General features: G+C 72.8%; 13 protein-coding genes. 10 read left to right on the forward strand and 3 right to left on the reverse strand.

All coding sequences use genetic code 11. From position 1 onward, the window contains the following. Positions 1-37 precede the first annotated feature (37 nt). Together ACZ7KF_RS22980 and ACZ7KF_RS22985 are read right to left on the reverse strand one after the other, a co-directional pair. On the reverse strand, positions 38-3193 hold the full coding sequence (locus ACZ7KF_RS22980; protein ID WP_471078015.1) for an ATP-binding protein: 3156 nt from the start codon (positions 3191-3193) through the stop codon (positions 38-40). A 160-nt stretch (positions 3194-3353) separates the two neighbouring features. Beyond that, positions 3354-3920: a universal stress protein gene (locus ACZ7KF_RS22985; protein WP_471078018.1), complete on the reverse strand. Its 567-nt coding sequence runs from the start codon at positions 3918-3920 to the stop codon at positions 3354-3356. 537 nt (positions 3921-4457) lie between these two features. Here ACZ7KF_RS22985 and ACZ7KF_RS22990 point away from each other — a divergent pair. The 10 genes from ACZ7KF_RS22990 (at position 4458) to ACZ7KF_RS23035 (ending at position 17291) form a co-directional block, all read left to right on the forward strand. Beyond that, positions 4458-4871, forward strand: coding sequence for an SAV_915 family protein (locus ACZ7KF_RS22990; protein ID WP_471078021.1), 414 nt, complete (start codon positions 4458-4460; stop codon positions 4869-4871). Positions 4872-4885: 14 nt separating this feature from the next. Beyond that, positions 4886-6214: a diaminopimelate decarboxylase gene (gene lysA, locus ACZ7KF_RS22995; protein ID WP_471078024.1), complete on the forward strand. Its 1329-nt coding sequence runs from the start codon at positions 4886-4888 to the stop codon at positions 6212-6214. A 189-nt stretch (positions 6215-6403) separates the two neighbouring features. Further along, positions 6404-8221 (forward strand): APC family permease, encoded by a 1818-nt coding sequence (locus ACZ7KF_RS23000; protein ID WP_471078027.1) that lies wholly within the window; start codon positions 6404-6406, stop codon positions 8219-8221. A 210-nt stretch (positions 8222-8431) separates the two neighbouring features. Next, complete coding sequence (locus tag ACZ7KF_RS23005; protein ID WP_471078030.1) at positions 8432-9184, forward strand: Crp/Fnr family transcriptional regulator; 753 nt, start codon at positions 8432-8434, stop codon at positions 9182-9184. Between the two features lie 90 nt (positions 9185-9274). Further along, a complete protein-coding gene (locus tag ACZ7KF_RS23010) occupies positions 9275-10087 on the forward strand; it encodes a hypothetical protein (protein ID WP_471078033.1) in 813 nt (270 codons plus the stop codon). After that, positions 10080-12368: a hypothetical protein gene (locus ACZ7KF_RS23015; RefSeq protein WP_471078036.1), complete on the forward strand. Its 2289-nt coding sequence runs from the start codon at positions 10080-10082 to the stop codon at positions 12366-12368. Before ACZ7KF_RS23010 ends, ACZ7KF_RS23015 begins: the two co-directional genes overlap by 8 nt. After that, positions 12365-13435 (forward strand): SPFH domain-containing protein, encoded by a 1071-nt coding sequence (locus ACZ7KF_RS23020; protein WP_471078039.1) that lies wholly within the window; start codon positions 12365-12367, stop codon positions 13433-13435. The genes ACZ7KF_RS23015 and ACZ7KF_RS23020 overlap by 4 nt, the downstream gene beginning before the upstream one ends. Beyond that, positions 13428-14951 (forward strand): DUF4407 domain-containing protein, encoded by a 1524-nt coding sequence (locus ACZ7KF_RS23025; protein ID WP_471078042.1) that lies wholly within the window; start codon positions 13428-13430, stop codon positions 14949-14951. The genes ACZ7KF_RS23020 and ACZ7KF_RS23025 overlap by 8 nt, the downstream gene beginning before the upstream one ends. A gap of 88 nt (positions 14952-15039) precedes the next feature. Then, positions 15040-15579, forward strand: a complete 540-nt coding sequence (locus tag ACZ7KF_RS23030) for a Pycsar system effector family protein (RefSeq protein ID WP_471078045.1) — start codon at positions 15040-15042, stop codon at positions 15577-15579. Positions 15580-15995: 416 nt separating this feature from the next. Continuing rightward, positions 15996-17291 carry a phosphatase PAP2 family protein gene (locus ACZ7KF_RS23035; protein WP_471078461.1) on the forward strand — a complete coding sequence of 432 codons (1296 nt, stop codon included), beginning with the start codon at positions 15996-15998 and terminating at the stop codon, positions 17289-17291. Between the two features lie 50 nt (positions 17292-17341). Here ACZ7KF_RS23035 and ACZ7KF_RS23040 read toward each other — a convergent pair whose 3' ends face one another. Then, positions 17342-17569 carry a twin-arginine translocase TatA/TatE family subunit gene (locus ACZ7KF_RS23040; protein WP_471078048.1) on the reverse strand — a complete coding sequence of 76 codons (228 nt, stop codon included), beginning with the start codon at positions 17567-17569 and terminating at the stop codon, positions 17342-17344. Positions 17570-17634 lie beyond the last annotated feature (65 nt).

The raw sequence follows: 17634 nt of genomic DNA on the forward strand, positions 1-17634 counted from the left end.
GGGCGAGCGGCACCCGGCCGGCACCCGCGAGCGCCCCTCAGCCGGCCGCCCCCGCCGCCAGCTCGCGCAACACCTCCACCCGCAGCTCCTCCTGCCCCAGGGCGGCGTACCGCGACCTCGCGTCGGCGTACGCCGCCCCGTCGGCGTTCTCGGCCGCCTCCCGGGACCGGCTCAGGGACAGGGTGGGGAACCCCCGCACCACCGGCATCCGCTCCGCGAGCGCCACCAGCCGTACGGCCCCCGCGGCGCCCCGGGCCAGACCGGTGAAACCGAGCGCCAGCAGCACCGTGCCGTACACCGGCAGGTCCACCGGAGCGCCGCCCGCCCGGACACCGGACGGCATCCCGAGCAGCCGCTCCCGCAGCTCCTCGGCGAGCCAGGTCACCGGCTCCAGCCGACCGGCCTGCGCGTGCGCCGCCAGCGCGGCCGACCGCACCTCCAGCGACCACGGCTCCACGAACGGGTCACCGGGATGCAGCCGGCCGTCCTGCTGTATCTGCTCCACCGCCCGGCGCCACAGCCCGAGCCCGACCTCGGTCAGCCCGCGGGCCAGCGCTATCTCCGCGCGGGACGGCAGATCGGAGGAGAAGACCCGGGCGGCCTCCGGCGGCTGCTCCAGCGCCGCGAGCCCCAGCCAGTACTCCGCCTCCTCGACGTCCCCGCGCTGCAGACAGGCCAGCACCAGCCCCCAGCGCACCCCCACCGAGTCCGACAGTTCCCCGAACCTGCCGAACTCGCCGAGGGCGTCCAGCGCGGCCCGCAGATGGTCGTACGCCTCCGCGCCCCGCTCGGACTGGAGGCACAGCTCGCTGATCCGGCCGTGGCTGAGCAGCGTCGTGGCCGGATTGCCGAGCGACGCCAGCGAGCGGAGCATCCGGCGGGCGTAGGCCAGCGCACGCTCCGGGTCGTTCCGGGACTCCCACACATAGCTCGCCACACAGGCCGCGACCCCCGCCAGCAGCGGCTCGTCGGACTCGCACAGCTCTTCCAGCCGTGCGTAGTGCGGCGGACGCAGCTCCGGGACGGCGCACAGCACGATCGACAGCGCGCGCAGCAGGGTGTCCGGCGGCGCGGGCGGCAGCCGGCGCAGGACGACCAACTGCCGTACGGCGTGCGGCCCGTGCCCCATGAACAGGCTCGCCGCGCACACGGCCGCCGCGCTGCGGACCGTCTCCACGTCCTCGGGGCTGTCGGGAGCCGGGCGGAACCGGGACAGCGGGCCGCCGGTCTCGGCGGTGAGGGCGGCCAGCCGGATGACGTTGGAGTCGGTGGCCCACAGGGAGGCCAGGACGGCGGTGAGCGCGGCCGTGCCCGGCCCGTCCTCGCGGGCCAGCGCGTACCGCAGCGCCAGGACGAGGTTGTCCTGCTCGACCCGGATGCGCAGCCAGGCGGGTACCGGGTCGCTGCCGAACAGCACGTCGTGGTGGGCGCGGCCGAACTCCCGCGCCCAGGAGAGGAACAGGTCGGTGACCGCTTCCTCCTCACCGGCCTCGGCACGCTTCGCGGCACCGAACTCCCGCAGCGTCTCCAGCATGTGGAAACGCACCCCGCTCGGGCTGTCGCCCACCTTGACGAGCGACTGCCCGGCCAGCTGCTCCAGCAGCTCCAGCGCGTCCCCGGTGTCGCCGAGGACGTACTGCGCCGCGTCCTCGGTGAAGCCGCCGGGGAACACGGACAGCGCGCGCAGGGCCGCCTGTCCGTCGGGTTCCAGCAGGTTCCAGCTCCAGTCGACGACGGCCCGCAGGGTGCGGTGCCGCTCGGGCGCGTCCCGGGCGCCGCCGCGCAGCAGCGCGAACCGGTCCCGCAGCCGGCGGGAGATGTCGGCCACGGACAGCACCCGGACCCGGGCCGCGGCCAGCTCCACGGCGAGCGGCAGCCCGTCCAGGTGCCGGCAGATCTCGGCGACCGGCCCCGCGGGCAGCTCCGCACCGGGCCGGGCGGCCCGCGCCCGCTGCAGGAAGAGCTCCACCGAGGTCGCCTGGGACAGCTCCGGCAGGGCGTACACGGCCTCCGAGGTCAGGCCCAGCGGGGCCCGGCTGGTGGTCAGCACCCGCAGCTCCCGGGAGCGCGACACCAGGGCCTGGACGAGGGCCGCCGCGCCCGCTATGACGTGCTCGCAGTTGTCCAGCACCAGCAGCGCGGGACCGGCGCCCAGCGCGGCGACGATCCCGCTCACCGAGTCGGCGCCGCCGGGGAACGGCCGGCTCTCCCCGGCGCCGACCGCGGAGGCCACCTCGCCGGGCACGTCGTCGTCGGTGGTGACACCGGTCAGGGTGACGAAGTGCACCACGGACTGCTCGGCCGCCCGGCTCACCGCGTGGGAGAGGCGGGTCTTGCCCAGCCCCCCGGGGCCCACCACGGTCACCACCCGGGCCTCGCGCAGCATCGCGGTCACGGCGGCGAGGTCGGCGTCCCGGCCCAGCAAGGGGTTCGGCTCGTGCGGCACACCGTGGCGGACCGGCGCCGCGTCCGCGTTCAGCAACTCCTGGTACACGGACCTGAGACGGGGGCCGGGGTCGGTCCCCAGATCCTCCCGGAGCCGGCGGCGGTAGGTGTCGTACCGGGTCAGTGCCGCGGCCCGGCCCGCGGTGGCGGCCTCGCAGCGCAGCAGCTCCGCCAGCAGCTCCTCGTCCCGCGGCAGCTCCTTCGCCAGCTCGGCCAGGGGGGCCGCGGCCTCCTCCCGCCGCCCCAGCCGGGCGAGCGCGAGCGCCCGGGACCGCACCAGCGCGCGGTACGCCCGCACCCGCCCGGCCCGCAGCGCGACCACCGGATCGTGCAGCTCCGCACCGGCTCCGGCGCCCACGTTCCCGTCCCACAGCGCCAGCCCCGCCTCGGCCCGCGCGAGCGCACCCTCGTGATCCCCGGCCCGCGCCCGCTCGGCGCTCGCCGCCTCGTGCAGCGGCAGCGCGGAACTGTCGACCTGTGTCTCGTCCAGCGCCAGCCGGTAGCCGACCGGTGTGCTCACGATCAGCTCGGCGCCCAGCTGCGACCGCAGCCGCGACACGAGGATCTGCACCGCCTTGCCCGGCCGTTCGGGCAGTTCCTCCGCCCACAGCCCCTCCACGAGCCGGCTCGTGCTGCAACCGGTGCGCAGATCCTCCGCCAGCAGCGCCAGGAGTCCGCGCAGCCGCGGCGCGGTGATCTCCCGTCCGCGGCAGGCGACTCGGGGCAGCAGGGTCAACTCGGTCGTCACGGGCTGAAGACTAGCCAGCGGACCCCCGACCGCGAACCGCCCCGCACGCACGCATGGGGCGCCTGACGGCCGTGCGTACGGCGGCTGTTGGCCGCGCGGGGCGTCCGGTGGTTGTGCGTGGAGGGGGGAGTGGAGGGACGAGGGGTGTGCGGCCGTCGTCTCACGCCTCCGGTGGCGCGGCCTCGCACTCGCGCTCCAGGAGCCCGGTGTCCAGCCGCAGCCCCAGCGCGTTGCGGCGGTGCAGGGCCGTCAGCGCGGCGTGCAGCGGGGACGGCGGCACCGCGAGCACGGGACAGCAGGCGTGGGCGAGGCAGTAGCGGCTGACCGACGGCCACAGCGCCCGGCGCAGCACGCCCCGCCCGCCGGCGCCGACGACGAGCACGTCGTCCGTCCGGCCGGCGGTCCGCACCAGAGCCGGTCCGGGGCTGCCCCGGACGACGAGAGCCTGTCCCGGCAGTCCGGTGTCCGTGCCGCCGAACCCGTCGGCCAGCGCCCGGAGCAGCCTCTCCCGGGCCAGCCGCTCCCACTCGCCGACCAGCACGGTCGCGGCCGGGGACCGGCGCGCGGCGAGATCCCCGCCGGGCGGCTCCCAGGCCAGCACCGGCCACAGCTCCGCGCCACGGCGCCGGGCCTCGTCGGCGGCCCGCGCCAGGGCGGTGAGGCTGCCCGGGGAGCCGCTCACACCGACCAGGACGCGGGGGGCTGCGGGCGGACGGGGCTCGGACATCGGATCCTCCTCGGAGTCGCGTCCATCCCACCTCCGTCGGGCCCGTTCCCACAGCGGGTACGCCCGTTCTTGGCACGCCTCTGACACCCCGTCCGGTCCCCACCCTCCGGTCCCCGCCCTTCGGTCCCCGTCCTTCGGTCCCCCCCTCCGGTCCTCCCCTCCGGTCCCCGTCCGCCAGGTCCTGCCCGGCCCCCGCCCTCCACTTCCGCCCGGTCCTTCTCCGCCAGGTCCCGCCCGGCCCTCGCTCTCGACGTCCGCCCGCTGCCCGTCCACCAGGTCCCGCCGGTCCGGTCCCCGCCCGCCCCGTCCGTCAGTAACCCGTCAAGGCCCCCGGGGCACCGTCGGCGTACCGTCCGTGCCGCCCCCCGGGGCGCCGTCAGTGACCCGTCAAGGTCCGCCGGGTCACCGTCAGCGTCCCGTCAGGAGGTGTCCGGCGTCCGGGGGAAGCGGGCATAACGTCGACGGCGAGCCCCGGCCCGCCTCCCCGCCGCCGGGGCGTCCCAGACCACTCCACTCCTGCCTTCCGGGAGGCACCCCATGGCAGAACTCCGCTACGGCGACGATTCCGAGCCCTCCGATCGGTTCCCGGCCGGACCCCTGTACGTCCCGGTCCGGCCGGGTCCTTCCGGGTGCGCGGCCCGGCTCTTCCGCACCCCGCTCGGCGACCGCACCGCCGTGGGCTTCACCTCCGCGCGCCGGCTGGCCGCCACCCTCGGCCCCGGCCAGTCCTGCGTCCGGCTCGCCGAGCCCGCGCTGCGCGCGCTGACCGCACCGCTCGGCGTCACCACCGTCACGGTCGACCCGCAGTTCACCGCCCCGGCTCCCGCACGCGTCACCTCGGGCACCCCGGTCACCCCCGACACCCCGGTCGCCCCGGTCACCTCCATCCCCTCGGTCACCCCGGTCGCGGTGCCGACCGTGCCCGAGATCCCCGCGCTGCGGACCGCCTGAGAGGGGCAGTCACGATGACCACGGTCCACGAACCCACCACCAGCGCGGCCGACCTGTCGGTGTGGCCCGCCTCCACCACCGAACCCCTGCGCGGCGCCCTCGCGGTGGGCGGCGTCCCGCTCGCCGAGGTCGCCGACCGCTTCGGCACCCCCGTCTACGTCATGGACGAAGCCGAGGTCCGCGACCGCTGCCGCACCTACCGGGACGCCTTCCCCGACGCCGAAGTCCTCTACGCCGCCAAGGCGTTCCTGTGCCGCGCGATGGCCCACTGGATGGACGAGGAGGGCCTCGGCCTGGACGTCTGCTCCGCCGGCGAACTCGAACTCGCCGTCACCACCGGCTTCCCGCCCGAGCGGATCGTGCTGCACGGCAACGCCAAGTCCCCCCGCGACCTCGACACCGCCCTGCGCCTGGGCGTCGGCCGGATCGTCATCGACAGCCCCGCCGAGATCGCCCGGCTGGCCGCCGCCGTCGGCCCCGAGGGCCATCAGAAGGTCATGGTGCGGGTGGTGCCCGGCATCAGCGCGGGCGGCCACGAGAAGATCCGCACCGGCACCGACGACCAGAAGTTCGGCCTGTCCATCGCCGACGGCTACGCCCAGCACGCCATCACCCGCATACTCGACCAGCCGCAGCTCGAACTGACCGGCCTGCACTGCCATCTGGGCTCGCAGATCACCGGCGTCAAGCCGTACCTGGTCGCCGTGCGCCGCCTCGTCGGCCTGATGGCCCGGCTGTACGAGCAGCACGGCCTGGTCCTGCGCGAACTCGACCTCGGCGGCGGCCACGGCATCGCCTACCGCCCCGGCGAGGAGGCCCTGGACCTCACCGCGCTGGCCCGCAAGGTCCGCGCCGAGCTGGCGGAGGCCTGCGCGACGGCCGGCCTCCCGGTCCCGCGCCTGATCATCGAACCGGGGCGGGCCATCGCCGGCCCGGCGGGCATCGCCGTCTACCGGGTGCTGTCCGTGAAGCACACCGGCGAGCACGTCTTCGTGGCCGTCGACGGCGGCATGAGCGACAACCCGCGCCCCGCCCTGTACGGAGTCCGGTACGCGCCCCGGCTGATCGGCCGCCACAGCAGCGCGGCCCCCGCCCGGGTGACCGTGGTGGGCCGGCACTGCGAGGCGGGCGACGTCCTGGCCGCCGACGTGGCCCTGCCGGCCGACGTACGCCCCGGTGACCTGCTCGCCGTCCCCGTGGCCGGCGCCTACCACCTGTCCATGGCCTCCGGCTACAACCTGGTCGGCCGGCCGCCCGTGGTCGCCGTACGCGACGGACTCGCCCGCCTCCTGGTGCGCCGCGAGTCCCTGGCGGACATCCGCAGCCGCGACGTGGGCCTGTAGTTCCTGCCGCCCTCCGCCTGCGGCTCCCCTCGCCCCCGCCGGCAGGTCCCGCCGCCCTCCGTGACCCCCGGGCGGGCCGGTCTTCCCTCACCCACACCGACCGACCCGCCCGGGCGCATCAGCAGGCACGTCCGCGCCCGGCGCAGCAGACTGGGGTCCGACCGCCCGACCGGCCCCGACGAGGTCCCGATGGTCTATGGCCTGGCACGCCGCGAGCTGCGACCGAAAGTCCCCCTGCGCCCCGGCGAGGGCGAGAAGCACCGTCTGACGAGCCTGGAGGGGCTGGCCGCGCTCTCCCTGGACGCGCTCAGCTCGGTGGCCTACGGTCCCGAGGCGATCGTGCTGGCACTGGTGGCCGCCGGGACCGGCGCCCTGACCGCGACCCTGCCCGTCACCCTGGCGATCGTCCTCCTCCTCGCCGCGCTGGTCGTCTCCTACGGTCAGGTCATCGCCGTACACCCGGACGGCGGAGGCGCCTACGCCGTCGCCAAGAAGGACCTCGGACCGACCTCCAGTCTGCTCGCCGCGGCCAGCCTGGTCGTCGACTACGTCCTCACCGTGGCCGTCAGCCTGGCCGCCGGAGCCGACGCGCTCGCCTCCGCCTTCCCCGCCCTCGCCCACGACAAGCTGCCGGTGTGCCTGGCGGGCCTCGCCCTGCTGACGGCGGTGAACCTGCGCGGCATCACCGAGAGCGCCCGGGTGCTCATGCTGCCCACGGCGCTGTTCCTCGTGGCGATCCTGGGCGTCGTCGTCGTGGACCTGCTCCGCTCGCACCCGGCGGCGGTGGTCGGCACGGACCGCTCCTTCCCCGCGCACGAGTCCCTCGGCCTGCTCCTGCTGCTCAAGGCGTTCTCCGCCGGCTGCTCGGCCCTGACGGGCGTCGAGGCGATCGCCAACGCCGTACCGGCCTTCCGCACCCCGCGTGTGAAGCGCGCCCAGCGCACGGAACTGATGCTCGGCGGGCTGCTCGGCGCGATGCTGATCGGTCTGGCGGTCCTGATCCGCCGCGACCGGGTGGCCCCGCGCGGCGACGTCACCGTCCTGGCCCAGCTGACGGCGGGCGCCTTCGGCACGGGCTGGCCGTACTACGCCACCAACCTCGTCGTCACGCTGGTCCTGGGCCTCGCGGCGAACACCAGCTTCGGCGGCCTGCCGGTGCTGATGAGCCTGCTGGCCCGTGACCACCGCCTGCCCCATCTGTTCGGCCTGCGCGCCGAACGCCCCGTCTACCGCTACGGCGTGGCCGCCCTGGCCCTGCTGGCCGCGTTCCTGCTCGTCACGAGCGACGCCGACACCCACCGGCTGATCCCGCTGTTCGCGATCGGTGTCTTCATCGGCTTCACGCTCAGCCAGCTGGGTCTCGTCCGGCACTGGAGGCGCGAGCGGCCGGCCGGCTGGCGGCGCCGCGCGCTGATCAACGGCACCGGGGCGCTGCTCACCACCCTGGCCGGCGTCATCCTCCTCGCCACCAAGTTCCTGGAGGGCGCCTGGGTGGTCGTGGTGGCGGTCCCCCTCCTCATGCTCCTGTTCGCCCGCATCCAGCGCTACTACACGGCCGTCGGCGAGGAACTCGGCCTGGGACGCATCCCCGCCCCGCCCGACCGCCGCTCGGCCAGCCTGGTCATCGTCCCCCTGGGCGAGGTCAGCAAGCTCGCGCGGTACGCCATCGGCGCCGCCCTGGCCCTGGGCGACGAGGTCGTGGCGGTGGCCGTCCACGCCGACCCCGACAAACAGCGCGCCCTGCGGGAGGCGTGGGACCGCTGGAACCCGGGCGTACGCCTGGACCTGATCGACAGCCCGCACCACTCCCTGGTCCAGCCGGTCGTCGACTACGTCCGACGCGCCGCCCGGGAGGGCCGCCAGATCGCCGTTCTCATCCCCGAGGTGGAACCGCGCCACCGCCGCTACGAGATCCTCCAGAACCAGCGCGGCCTGCTCCTCGCCACGGTGCTGCGCGCCCGCACCGACGTGGTGGTGTGCATGCTGCCGTACCGCCTCGGCCTGTGAGACGACCGCGCCCCCCGCGAGGGCCGGGTGGCCCTGGGGGGCCGGAACGGCAAAAGATCAACCTGTGCTCGTTTGCCGTCGCAGGAATTGATTGAACATTTGTTCCCGTAAGGGCGGTCGTCGGTCATTCTGTGCTGCGAAGCGAGGAAACAGGCCACATACCGTTCCACCTGTTTGCCGACGGGGGACTCGGCGGCAGCATGGTCACCCTTGAACGACGCAACGCGCCGCGGAGTGGGATCGTCGGGGGTGCTGGTGAATCACGCGTGGCCGCCGTCCACCTTTCTCGGCCGGTTGCGGGATACGACACGCGAGGAACTGCTCGGGATGGGCACGCCGATCGCCTATCCGCCCCATCGGGCGCTGTTGCAGCAGGGGGACGAGAGCCGGCACGTCCTCCTGATCACCAAGGGTGTGGTGAAGGTCGTCGCCAGCGCCGAAAGCGGTTACGACATGCTGCTCGCCGTCCGGATAGCGGGCGACCTGGTCGGCGAGATGGCGGCCTTCGAGGAGCGCCCCCGGTCCGGCACGGTGGTCGCGTGCAGTGACGTGCTGGCACGGATCGTCCAGGTGGGGGCGTTGGAAGCCTTTCTCACCCGCCACCCGGACGCCATGCGGGCCATCCTCCACATGCTGTGCGCCCGGTTGCGCTGGGCCAACCGGCGCCGGATCGATTTCCAGGCGTACGACTCGCTGACCCGGCTGGCCCGGGTCCTGGCCGAGCTGAGCCAGGCATACGCCCAGCCCGTGCCGGACGGCGACGGCAGGCGGTGCGACCTCGGCGTGACGCTGACCCAGAAGGAACTCGCGTCGCTTGCGGGCCTTGCCCTCAACACGGCCGAAAAGAGTCTGGCCGCTCTGACAGCCAGGGGACTGGTGGAACGCAGTTACCGCAACATAACCATCTGTGACGTTCCGAAACTGCTGGAATTCGCCAAAGTCGTTGCCGACAACCCGTATTGATACGGGATCACTTCACTCGCTCTCTCCTAGCCTCTCGATCAGCACTTCATGGGCGGTGTGCCCATGGCCTGCTCAGAGAGGAATGATCGGGTGGTTGAGTGGTCCGGGTTCCGTCACTGCGCCTTCATAGCGGTCGACGCACAGGCCTATGGCAGCAGGAACGACCGTAGGCAGTCCGACATCCAGCACGACCTGCCGCGGCTCCTCGACCGTGCCGCCCGGGGCGCCGGGCTGGACCGCGCGCAGTGGCAGATCCAGCGCAAGGGGGACGAGCAGCTCGCGGTCCGGCCGCTGGACGGCACCGAGCCGCGGCTGGTGGACGACTACGTCCGTCATCTCGTCGCCGAGCTGCGCGAGTACAACGCCCAACGGGTCCCCGGGGCGCGGATGCGGCTGCGGGCCGTCATCCACCAGGGACTGGCGGAGCTGGCCGAAAACGGCTTCGCCGGTTCGGCCGTGGTGGCGACGGCGCGTCTGCTGGGCGCGCGTCAGCTGTACGACGCCCTGACCGCGCACCCCGACGCCGACCTGGTGCTGCTGCTGTCCGACGAAGTCTTCCGGTCCACGGTGGCGGGCGGCCACACGACCCTGTCCGCCGAGGACTTCACCCCCGTCACCGTCCAGGTGAAGGAGTACGAGGCCACGGCCTGGCTGAGCGTCCCCGTGCGCGGCGCACCGGTCCCCGCCTCACAGGAGCCCGGAACCGCGGAGAAGGGGAAGCCCGCGGCTCCGGTATCGGGGGAGCCCGCGGCGGACCGGCACGCTCCGGCCGCCGCGGGCACAGCCGCCGGCCAGACGGGGTTCAGCAACGAATACCGGGCCGACCGGATCAACGTCACCAACGTCGCGGGCCCCGTGGACGCCCGGGGTGCCGTCTTCGGCTTCGGGAGCGCCGGTGGCTGACGTCGTGGACCCGGACGACGGGCCGGTACCGCCCGTCGCCCCCTTCGAGGACGTCGAGCCGCCCGCGCCGGTAGTCACCGGCGCTGCGCCGCAGACCGGGGAGGAGGCCCACGGCGCGGACCTCGGACCCGACGCGCCGTTCGAGCGGCGTAAGGAGCGGCACGAGCAGGAAGCGGACGAGCAGGGCTACGAGGACCTCCGGCTGGTCCACCAGCTCGTCAACAACAACTTCTACGGTGTCGTCGACGCCTCCGGGGCGGCGTTCGGCTTCGGCGCCGGCTCCTCCCCGGGACTCGCTCCCGGCACCATCGAGCCGACGGACACGGATCGGGCCCTGCGGTTCTACGTCCCGCCACGGCCCTGCTTCGACGAGGCGCTCGCCGAACTGCGCGAGAACGCCCTCGTGGTCCTGACCGGCCGGCACAACTGCGGCCGGGGCACGGGCGCGCTCGCCTTGCTCAGGAAGCTCCTGGGAAAGGAGACCGGACTGCGCAGCCTGTCGCCGGCCAACGCACTCGCCGAGCTGGCCGCTTCCCGGGACCTCAAGCCGGGGCAGGGGTACGTCATCTTCGACTACGTCGGCGAGCTGCACCCCGAGTCCGTGCAGGCGTACGAGATCGGGCGGCTGAGCGAGGAACTCCGCCGCAAGGGGTCCTACCTGGTGATCACGGCAGGTGGCACGGCCGACCGCCGGCTGGCACTGCGGGATCACTGCGTGCCGTGGCAGGCCCCGGATCCCGTGGAACTGTTCGAACACTGCCGGGAGAAGCTCACGACCGCCCGCCTCGCACCGGACACCGAGAAGGAACTGCTGGAGCGGATCGGCGAGCAGCGGCGGCCCGCGGACGTCGTCGCCGCGGCCGTGGCCCTGTCCCGGGAGGGCGCGGAGGCGGCCCTGGACACCCTGCGAGACCGGCACCGGGAGGCGGTCCAGGAGTGGTTCCGCAAGCAGCCGTCCGCGGACGATCTGCTTCCGCTCGCTGCCCTGGCCTTTCTGGAGGGCATCCCGGAGCGGACGTTCGAGAAGGAGTGCGCCGCGCTCGCCGTTCATGTGCGCAACTGGGAGCAGAGCGGGGAGGCGCCGGCCGCGGAGGTGGACGGCTCGGCCGGTTCACCCTTGCACGGCGCGGTGGCCGACCAGTCCCGGGCCCGGTGGCGAGAGCGGGCGGTGGGGCTCGTCACGACCGAGTACCGGCCCGGCCCGGGCCGGGACGCCGGCCGCAGCGAGCGACGCCTGGTCTTCACCTCGCCGCGCATCCGCGAACTCGTCATCGCGGAGCTGCACGAACTGTACGGCTACGGCCTCTGGTACCCGCTGCGGCAGTGGCTGGGCGAGCTGGCCCTGCGGGGCGACCTGGACACCCGGACAGAGGTGGCCCGAGGGGTCGCGCTCCTGGCCCGCTACGCGCTGGTCGAGGTCGACGAGAACCTGTTGACGGTGTGGTCCGACGGCATCACCAGCCAGCGGGTGACCGCCGCGCTCACGCTCCAGTTCATGTGCGACGTCGAACACCTCGCCCCGCAGGCCCTGAACACCGTCCAGAGCTGGGTGGACAACCGCGGTGCCGGGCGCGCGGTGACGGCGGCCATGGCACTGACGGGGCGCCTGGGCTCGCTCTACCGCCTGCAGGCGCTCAACTGGCTGTGGTTCCTGACGAACCGGGGCGAACGGGTGGCGTTCTCGGCCCGTCGCTCCCTGGTCCTGCTGCTGCAGACCGCCGAACCCGACTCCGAGCGTGTCGTGTTCATCCTCCGGTACGTCAGGACCGTGATCGCGCACGCGGAGCCGCGCTCCCGAGAGCGGGCGATCGTGCTGAGGACCGCCGTCCAGCTCCTGGAAGCCCCCCGACTGGAGACTCCCGAACCCGTCACGGCGGCACTGCTGCGCACCGTGCCGGACAGCGTCCGCCACCTCGGGTCCCTGTGGGCGGACGTGCTGCACACCAGCAACCGGAGCCGGGCGCTCAGCGCGCTGTGCCGGACGCTGGTGCAACTGCGGGACGACCCGTCCGTCACCGACGCCGTACGTGAACTCGGCGAGGCCATGCGCAAGGGCATGAGCCCGAGCCAGTGGACAGCGCTGCGCCGCCACCTGTCCGTCGCTCTCAAGCACCCCGACTACGCGATCCCCGGAGCCGGCCGGCTGGCACACGTGCTCCTCGGATCACTGCGCGGCCGGCCGTCCGGGGACGCCCACCGCACCACCACGTCTTTCCTGTCCACCACCCCCCTCACCTCTGGTACCCCCCTCCCCTCTGGCAAAGGAGGCCGAAGCAAGTGAACTACCCGGTCATAGCCGAGCACATCCTGGCCACGGTCCAGGGCACCTGGTGGTCTCGGCGCCGCCGCCGCGACGACGTACCGGCGCTGCCGCCCGGCGCGGTCCACGTCTTCCGGGTCGGCGGGAACTACCGCACGTTCCCCGAGGGCATGGTGTTCGACCCGTCCCACCCTGACGTGCTCGACGCCTCCTCGGTCAGCCTGGTCGACACCCGGGCGCGGCTGGTCGACGTGGAGCGCCCGCTGCCGTCGGTGAGCGAGGCGGACAACTTCACGCTGCGAGCGTCCTTCAGCTGCCAGGTGACCGACCCGACCGTCGTCGCCCGGCAGGGCATCATCGACGTCACCGTCCCCCTGCGCGCCTACCTGATGGGTGACAGCGACCTGCCGAGGGTGAGCGCCGGGCACCGCGTGGAGGAGATCAACGCGGTGCGCGTCGAGGCAGGCCACCGTATGACCGCCTACAGCGCGATCGTGCCGCCGCGTGTCGCGGGCATGAGCGTGGAGTTCGTGAGCGCCGAAGTGCACGCGTCGGACGACCTGCGGGACTGGGAACAGAAGCTGCGCGACGAGCGGCGCTTCTGGGAACTCCAGCGGGGACAGCGCGACTTCGAGACCCAGGACGCACTGCGGATCGCGGAACTGCTCTCCCAGGGTTCGGACCACGTGGACGCCTTCGGTATCGCTCGCAAAGAGATCGACGTCACCGAGGTGGCGTCTCGTATCCACAGGATCACCGAGGAGGAGTCGGCCCGCCGCCACGAGGCGGAGACGACCGAGCGGGCCCACACACAGTCGCTGGCGACGGCGGACGCGCAGATGCGCCGTGACATGCTGCTGACGCTGCTGCGGCAGATGGCCGGCAGCGAGTACGTCGACTACCAGCAGGTCCTGGAACAGTTCCTGCGAGAGACGGGCGGCCAGAGCGCACCCGGCATCGGAGCCGCCGACACCGCCCGGATGGTCGAGCCGGGACACGCACCCCCTGGCCGCACGGCAGCGGGACGGGACGGCACGCGCGACCCGCGCGGTGGGTTCGTCAAGGACGAGGACGATCTCGTTGACTGACTTCCTGACGAACCCCGTGACGACCACGGCCTTCGGCACGGCGGACGGCCAAGGAACCCGCGACGGTGCCGGCGTCGGCACGGCAAACGGTCACGCGGCGTCCCGCGGCACGGATGCCTTCCGCCCCCGCACGACGGAGGCCCCCTCCACTCGCGGTACCACGGCCGGCAGGCCGTCTCCCGGCACCGCCGGTGAGGGAACGCCGGCCCCCGCCCGCACCACCCGTAGCCCCTTCGGCTTCGGTCCCGGCTTCGACGCCGCACGACGTCTGCGAGCCCTGACCGGCGTCGACGAGGAGCTGCTGGCCAGGATCCGGTATGAACGGAGCAAGTACACGGCCCTCGGCGGGGTGGTGCTCGGCACGTCCGTCATCGCGGCGTTCTCCATGTGGAACTTCGCCACCGAGGCGCTCGGCAGGGTGTCCTTCGTGGCTTCGGTACCGACGGTCATCTGGATGCTGTTCGTGCTCAACCTCGACCGCTGGCTGGTCACACCGCAGCCGAACGCGCGACGGCGGGTCGGTCCTCTGCTCACCCGTCTGCTGATCGCCCTGCTGCTCGGTGCCGTGATCGCCGAGCCGCTGGTGCTGCGTGTCTTCCAGACGGCCATCGAGGAACACGTCGCGGACGAACGCACGGACGTCATCGACCGGTTGCGCACCCAGCTGGTCCGCTGCAACCCCGTACCCACCGCGACGCAGGCCGTCACCCCTGACGGCTGCGACAGGACGTACGTCCTCTCCTTCCGTGCCACCCCAGGAGAACGGGTGGAGGAACTGGCCTCCCTGCGCTCGGACGCCGCCGCCCTGCAGAAGCGGGTGGACAAGGACACCGCCAGGCTGGAGACCCTCGATGCCGAGGTTCGGGACGAGTGCCGCCGACTGATCCGCATCGCCGCCACCGGCCTGTATCAGCGGACGTCCGAATGCCTGCGGCTGCGCGACACGGCGAAGGACTACCGGACCACCCACCGCACGAGCGAGAACGAGAAGCGACTCGCCGGCATGAACACCCGCATCTCGAAGATCGAGGCCGGGCTGACCTCGTCCCGAGGTGCGTTCCTCGAGGCCCGGGCCGACGGCATCGAGCAGCGGCTGGACCGGGAACGCGCCAAGCAGAAGGAAGTCGGTGTCCTGGAACGGATGCGGGCACTCGACGAACTCGCGAGCGGGAACCCGGTGCTGTTCGTGGGCATCTGGCTGGTCCGGCTGCTGTTCGTCCTCCTCGATGTGCTCCCCGTGCTGGTGAAGTACCTGAGCGGCGAGACCGCGTACGACCGGATGCTCACCGGTGAGAGCAACAGCGCGGTCAAGATCCACGGCGAGGAGGTTCGACTTGCCGAGCGCCGGGCCATGGCGGAGCTGGAGATCGCACAGGACGCCATCGAACAGAAGGTCCGGCGTCATCGCGCCGAGTCGGAGGCGGGGTTCCGGGAACACACGGCCGCAATGAACATCCGGGTCCGGCAGGCGGTGAACGCGCTGGAGGACGAGATCCGCCGCTCGTCGGCGGTCTGAGACGACGGCACCGCGCCAGGAACACAGCACCACGGCCGCCCCACACCCCGGGGCGGCCGCCAGGCACTGACGGATCGGAGGCGGAAGCATGACGACACCCGGAGGCGAAGCCGGCACGGCCCCGGACACCGGCAGGGCAACCGACCGCGGCGCACAACTCGCCAGAGTCCTGCTGGCCGAGGCCCGTGAGGAAGTCGCCAAAGCCGACAGCAAGGCCGGGCTCGTACTGGCGTCCCTGGGGGCCGCGCTGACTGCTCTGCTCGGCGCGATGGGCAGCGGCATCATCGCCCCGCGACACTATCCGGTCGTTCCGCAGATCCTCCTCTGGGCGGGCTGCGCAGCCTGTGTACCGGCACTCGTGCTGCTGGGCCTGGCCGTGACACCGCGGCTCGGCAACCCCCACCACTCCCGCACGCACTACTTCGGCGACGCGAGGCTGGCGATGTCGGTCGCGCACCTGGAGGTCGCGGTCCGCCGTACCGACCCGGTGTCCCGTGACCTCGCCCAGCTGGCGACCCTGTCTCAGATCACCTGGACCAAGTACCGCTGCATACGCCACGCACTGACCTGGACCGCGGCTTTCACCACGCTCACCCTGCTGGGCATCGTGACGGGAGCGGCGACCTGACAGCCTTCCGCGGAACGAAGGACCGTCCCGCCCACGGAATCGGGTATCGCACAGGCCCGGGCGAAGGTCCTCGCCGCGTGTACGGATCGGCGGGCGCCTCGGGTGGCGTGCCGCGTCCTCCCTCACCCCCGGCCCCTGCCGCTTAGCGCGAACATGCCGCCGAGGTGGTGCTGATGGCGGCTCCCAGGCATGGCCGCAAGCCGTAGACGGGGAAGCGGCGCAGGACCGGCATCCGGTCGGAGCCGCCACTTCGCACCCCCGACACCACGTTCGCACGCGTCCTGGATACGCTCGTCGCCATGCAGCTGTCCGACCCATTCGAGTAAATCGGCCAAACGATTGATATTCAGGGCATCACGGTGATTTCGCGAATAAACGGCAGGGAGGCGTCCGCCGCGTGGCGTCGACAGCGCGCGATGCTGTGGACCGCGGCTGGTGCGGTGACGCTCGCGTTCCTCGTCGCGCTGGAGATCGCCGCACGCCACTACGGCCAACCGGGGCCGATCACCGACCAGGTGGAGTCCCTGGTCTTCCCCTCGAAATCGGGCCCGCTGTACGGCGGCATGGCGCTGACCATGGTGGTGCTCACCTGGCGGCAGCGGTTCGTCGCGGTCGGCGCCGCGCTCGGGATCGACGCCCTCTTCCTACTGGTGCGATGGACCTTCGACATCAGGATGGACGAAGGCCGGTTCTTCGGCAGCGGCGCGTTGTGGGTGATGCTGGGCTGCGCGTTCATCGCCGTCCGACGCCGCACCGGCGAGGAACGCGTCCTGCTGCTCAAGGGCGTCGGACTGGGCCTGCTGCTGGTGGCCGGCCGCAAGATCGGCGACACCTGGCTGCTCATCACGTCGAAGTCCCGCCCGACGGTGCTCGACCAGTACGTGGCGACCGCCGACCAGGCACTGGGCAACCCCTCGTGGCTGGTGGGCCGGCTGGTCGAGGCCACCAGCCCGTTCGGCCCCCGACTCCTCCACCTGGTCTACGGGCAGCTCGCGGTGGCCGCGATCGTCGTCGCGCTGTACCAACTGCGCGACGTGGCGGTCGAACGCCGCTTCCCGCGCCACCATCTGGTCCGCACGTTCCTGGCGATCGGCCTCCTCGGACCGGCCATCTACATGATCTTCCCGGTGGTCGGACCGGTCTTCGCCTACGGCCCGGGTGCCTCCGGCACCGGCGGCGTGGAGTGGGCGGCGGCCAACCTCTGGCCGCACACGCCCCCACCGATCACCACCCCGCACCCCATGCCGTACGACGGGATCACCCCCCGGAACTGCATGCCCAGCCTGCACACGGCGTGGGCCACCGCGATCTTCATCCACACCCGCAGAGGTCCGCGGGCTCTGCGCCACGCGGGTACGTTCTGGCTGATCGCCACGCTCACCGCGACGCTGGGCTTCGGTTACCACTACGGCACGGATCTCGTCGCCGGCGTGGTGTTCGCGCTCACCGTCGAGACGGCACTGCGCATGCTCGACCGCGGCCGGGACCGGCAGGGGATCCAGCTGATCGGATACGGCACGACGGTCTTCGCCGCGCTCCTGGTCTCGTACCGCTATCTGCCGTCGCAGATGGCCGCACACCCCTGGGTGTTCGGCCCACTCCTCATTCTGCTGATGGCCTCGGTGATCTACGGCTACCTGCGGGCGGCCAGGCTGTGGGATCCGGTGACCGCCGCGACGCCGCAACTGCAACCGCAACCCGAACCTGCCTGAGCCGCGCCCAGGGCAGGCCGCCGTCGAGCGCTGCCCCCACCGCCGGACCGTCAGGGCCGCGGCGAGGATCCCTCCCGCTCGACGACCGTGCCGGAAACCACTCGGCCGCTCGTACCGGTCGCGGCCTGGGCCGAGTCCTGCTCCTTGAGAGCCTTGGACTCGCTCTTGAATATCCGGGCCGCCTTGCCCGCCGACCGCGTCAGCTCGGGCAGCTTCTTGATCCCGAGGACCACGGCGACGACTACGAGGATCACGCCCAGCTCACTCAAGCCGAACATCAGGTCTGCCCTCCGCGCGAGAATCTACAGGGTTGTAGAAGTGTCTCCCGGAACGTGATCACCCG

The sequence above is a fragment of the Streptomyces sp. NPDC038200 genome, assembly GCF_055600785.1.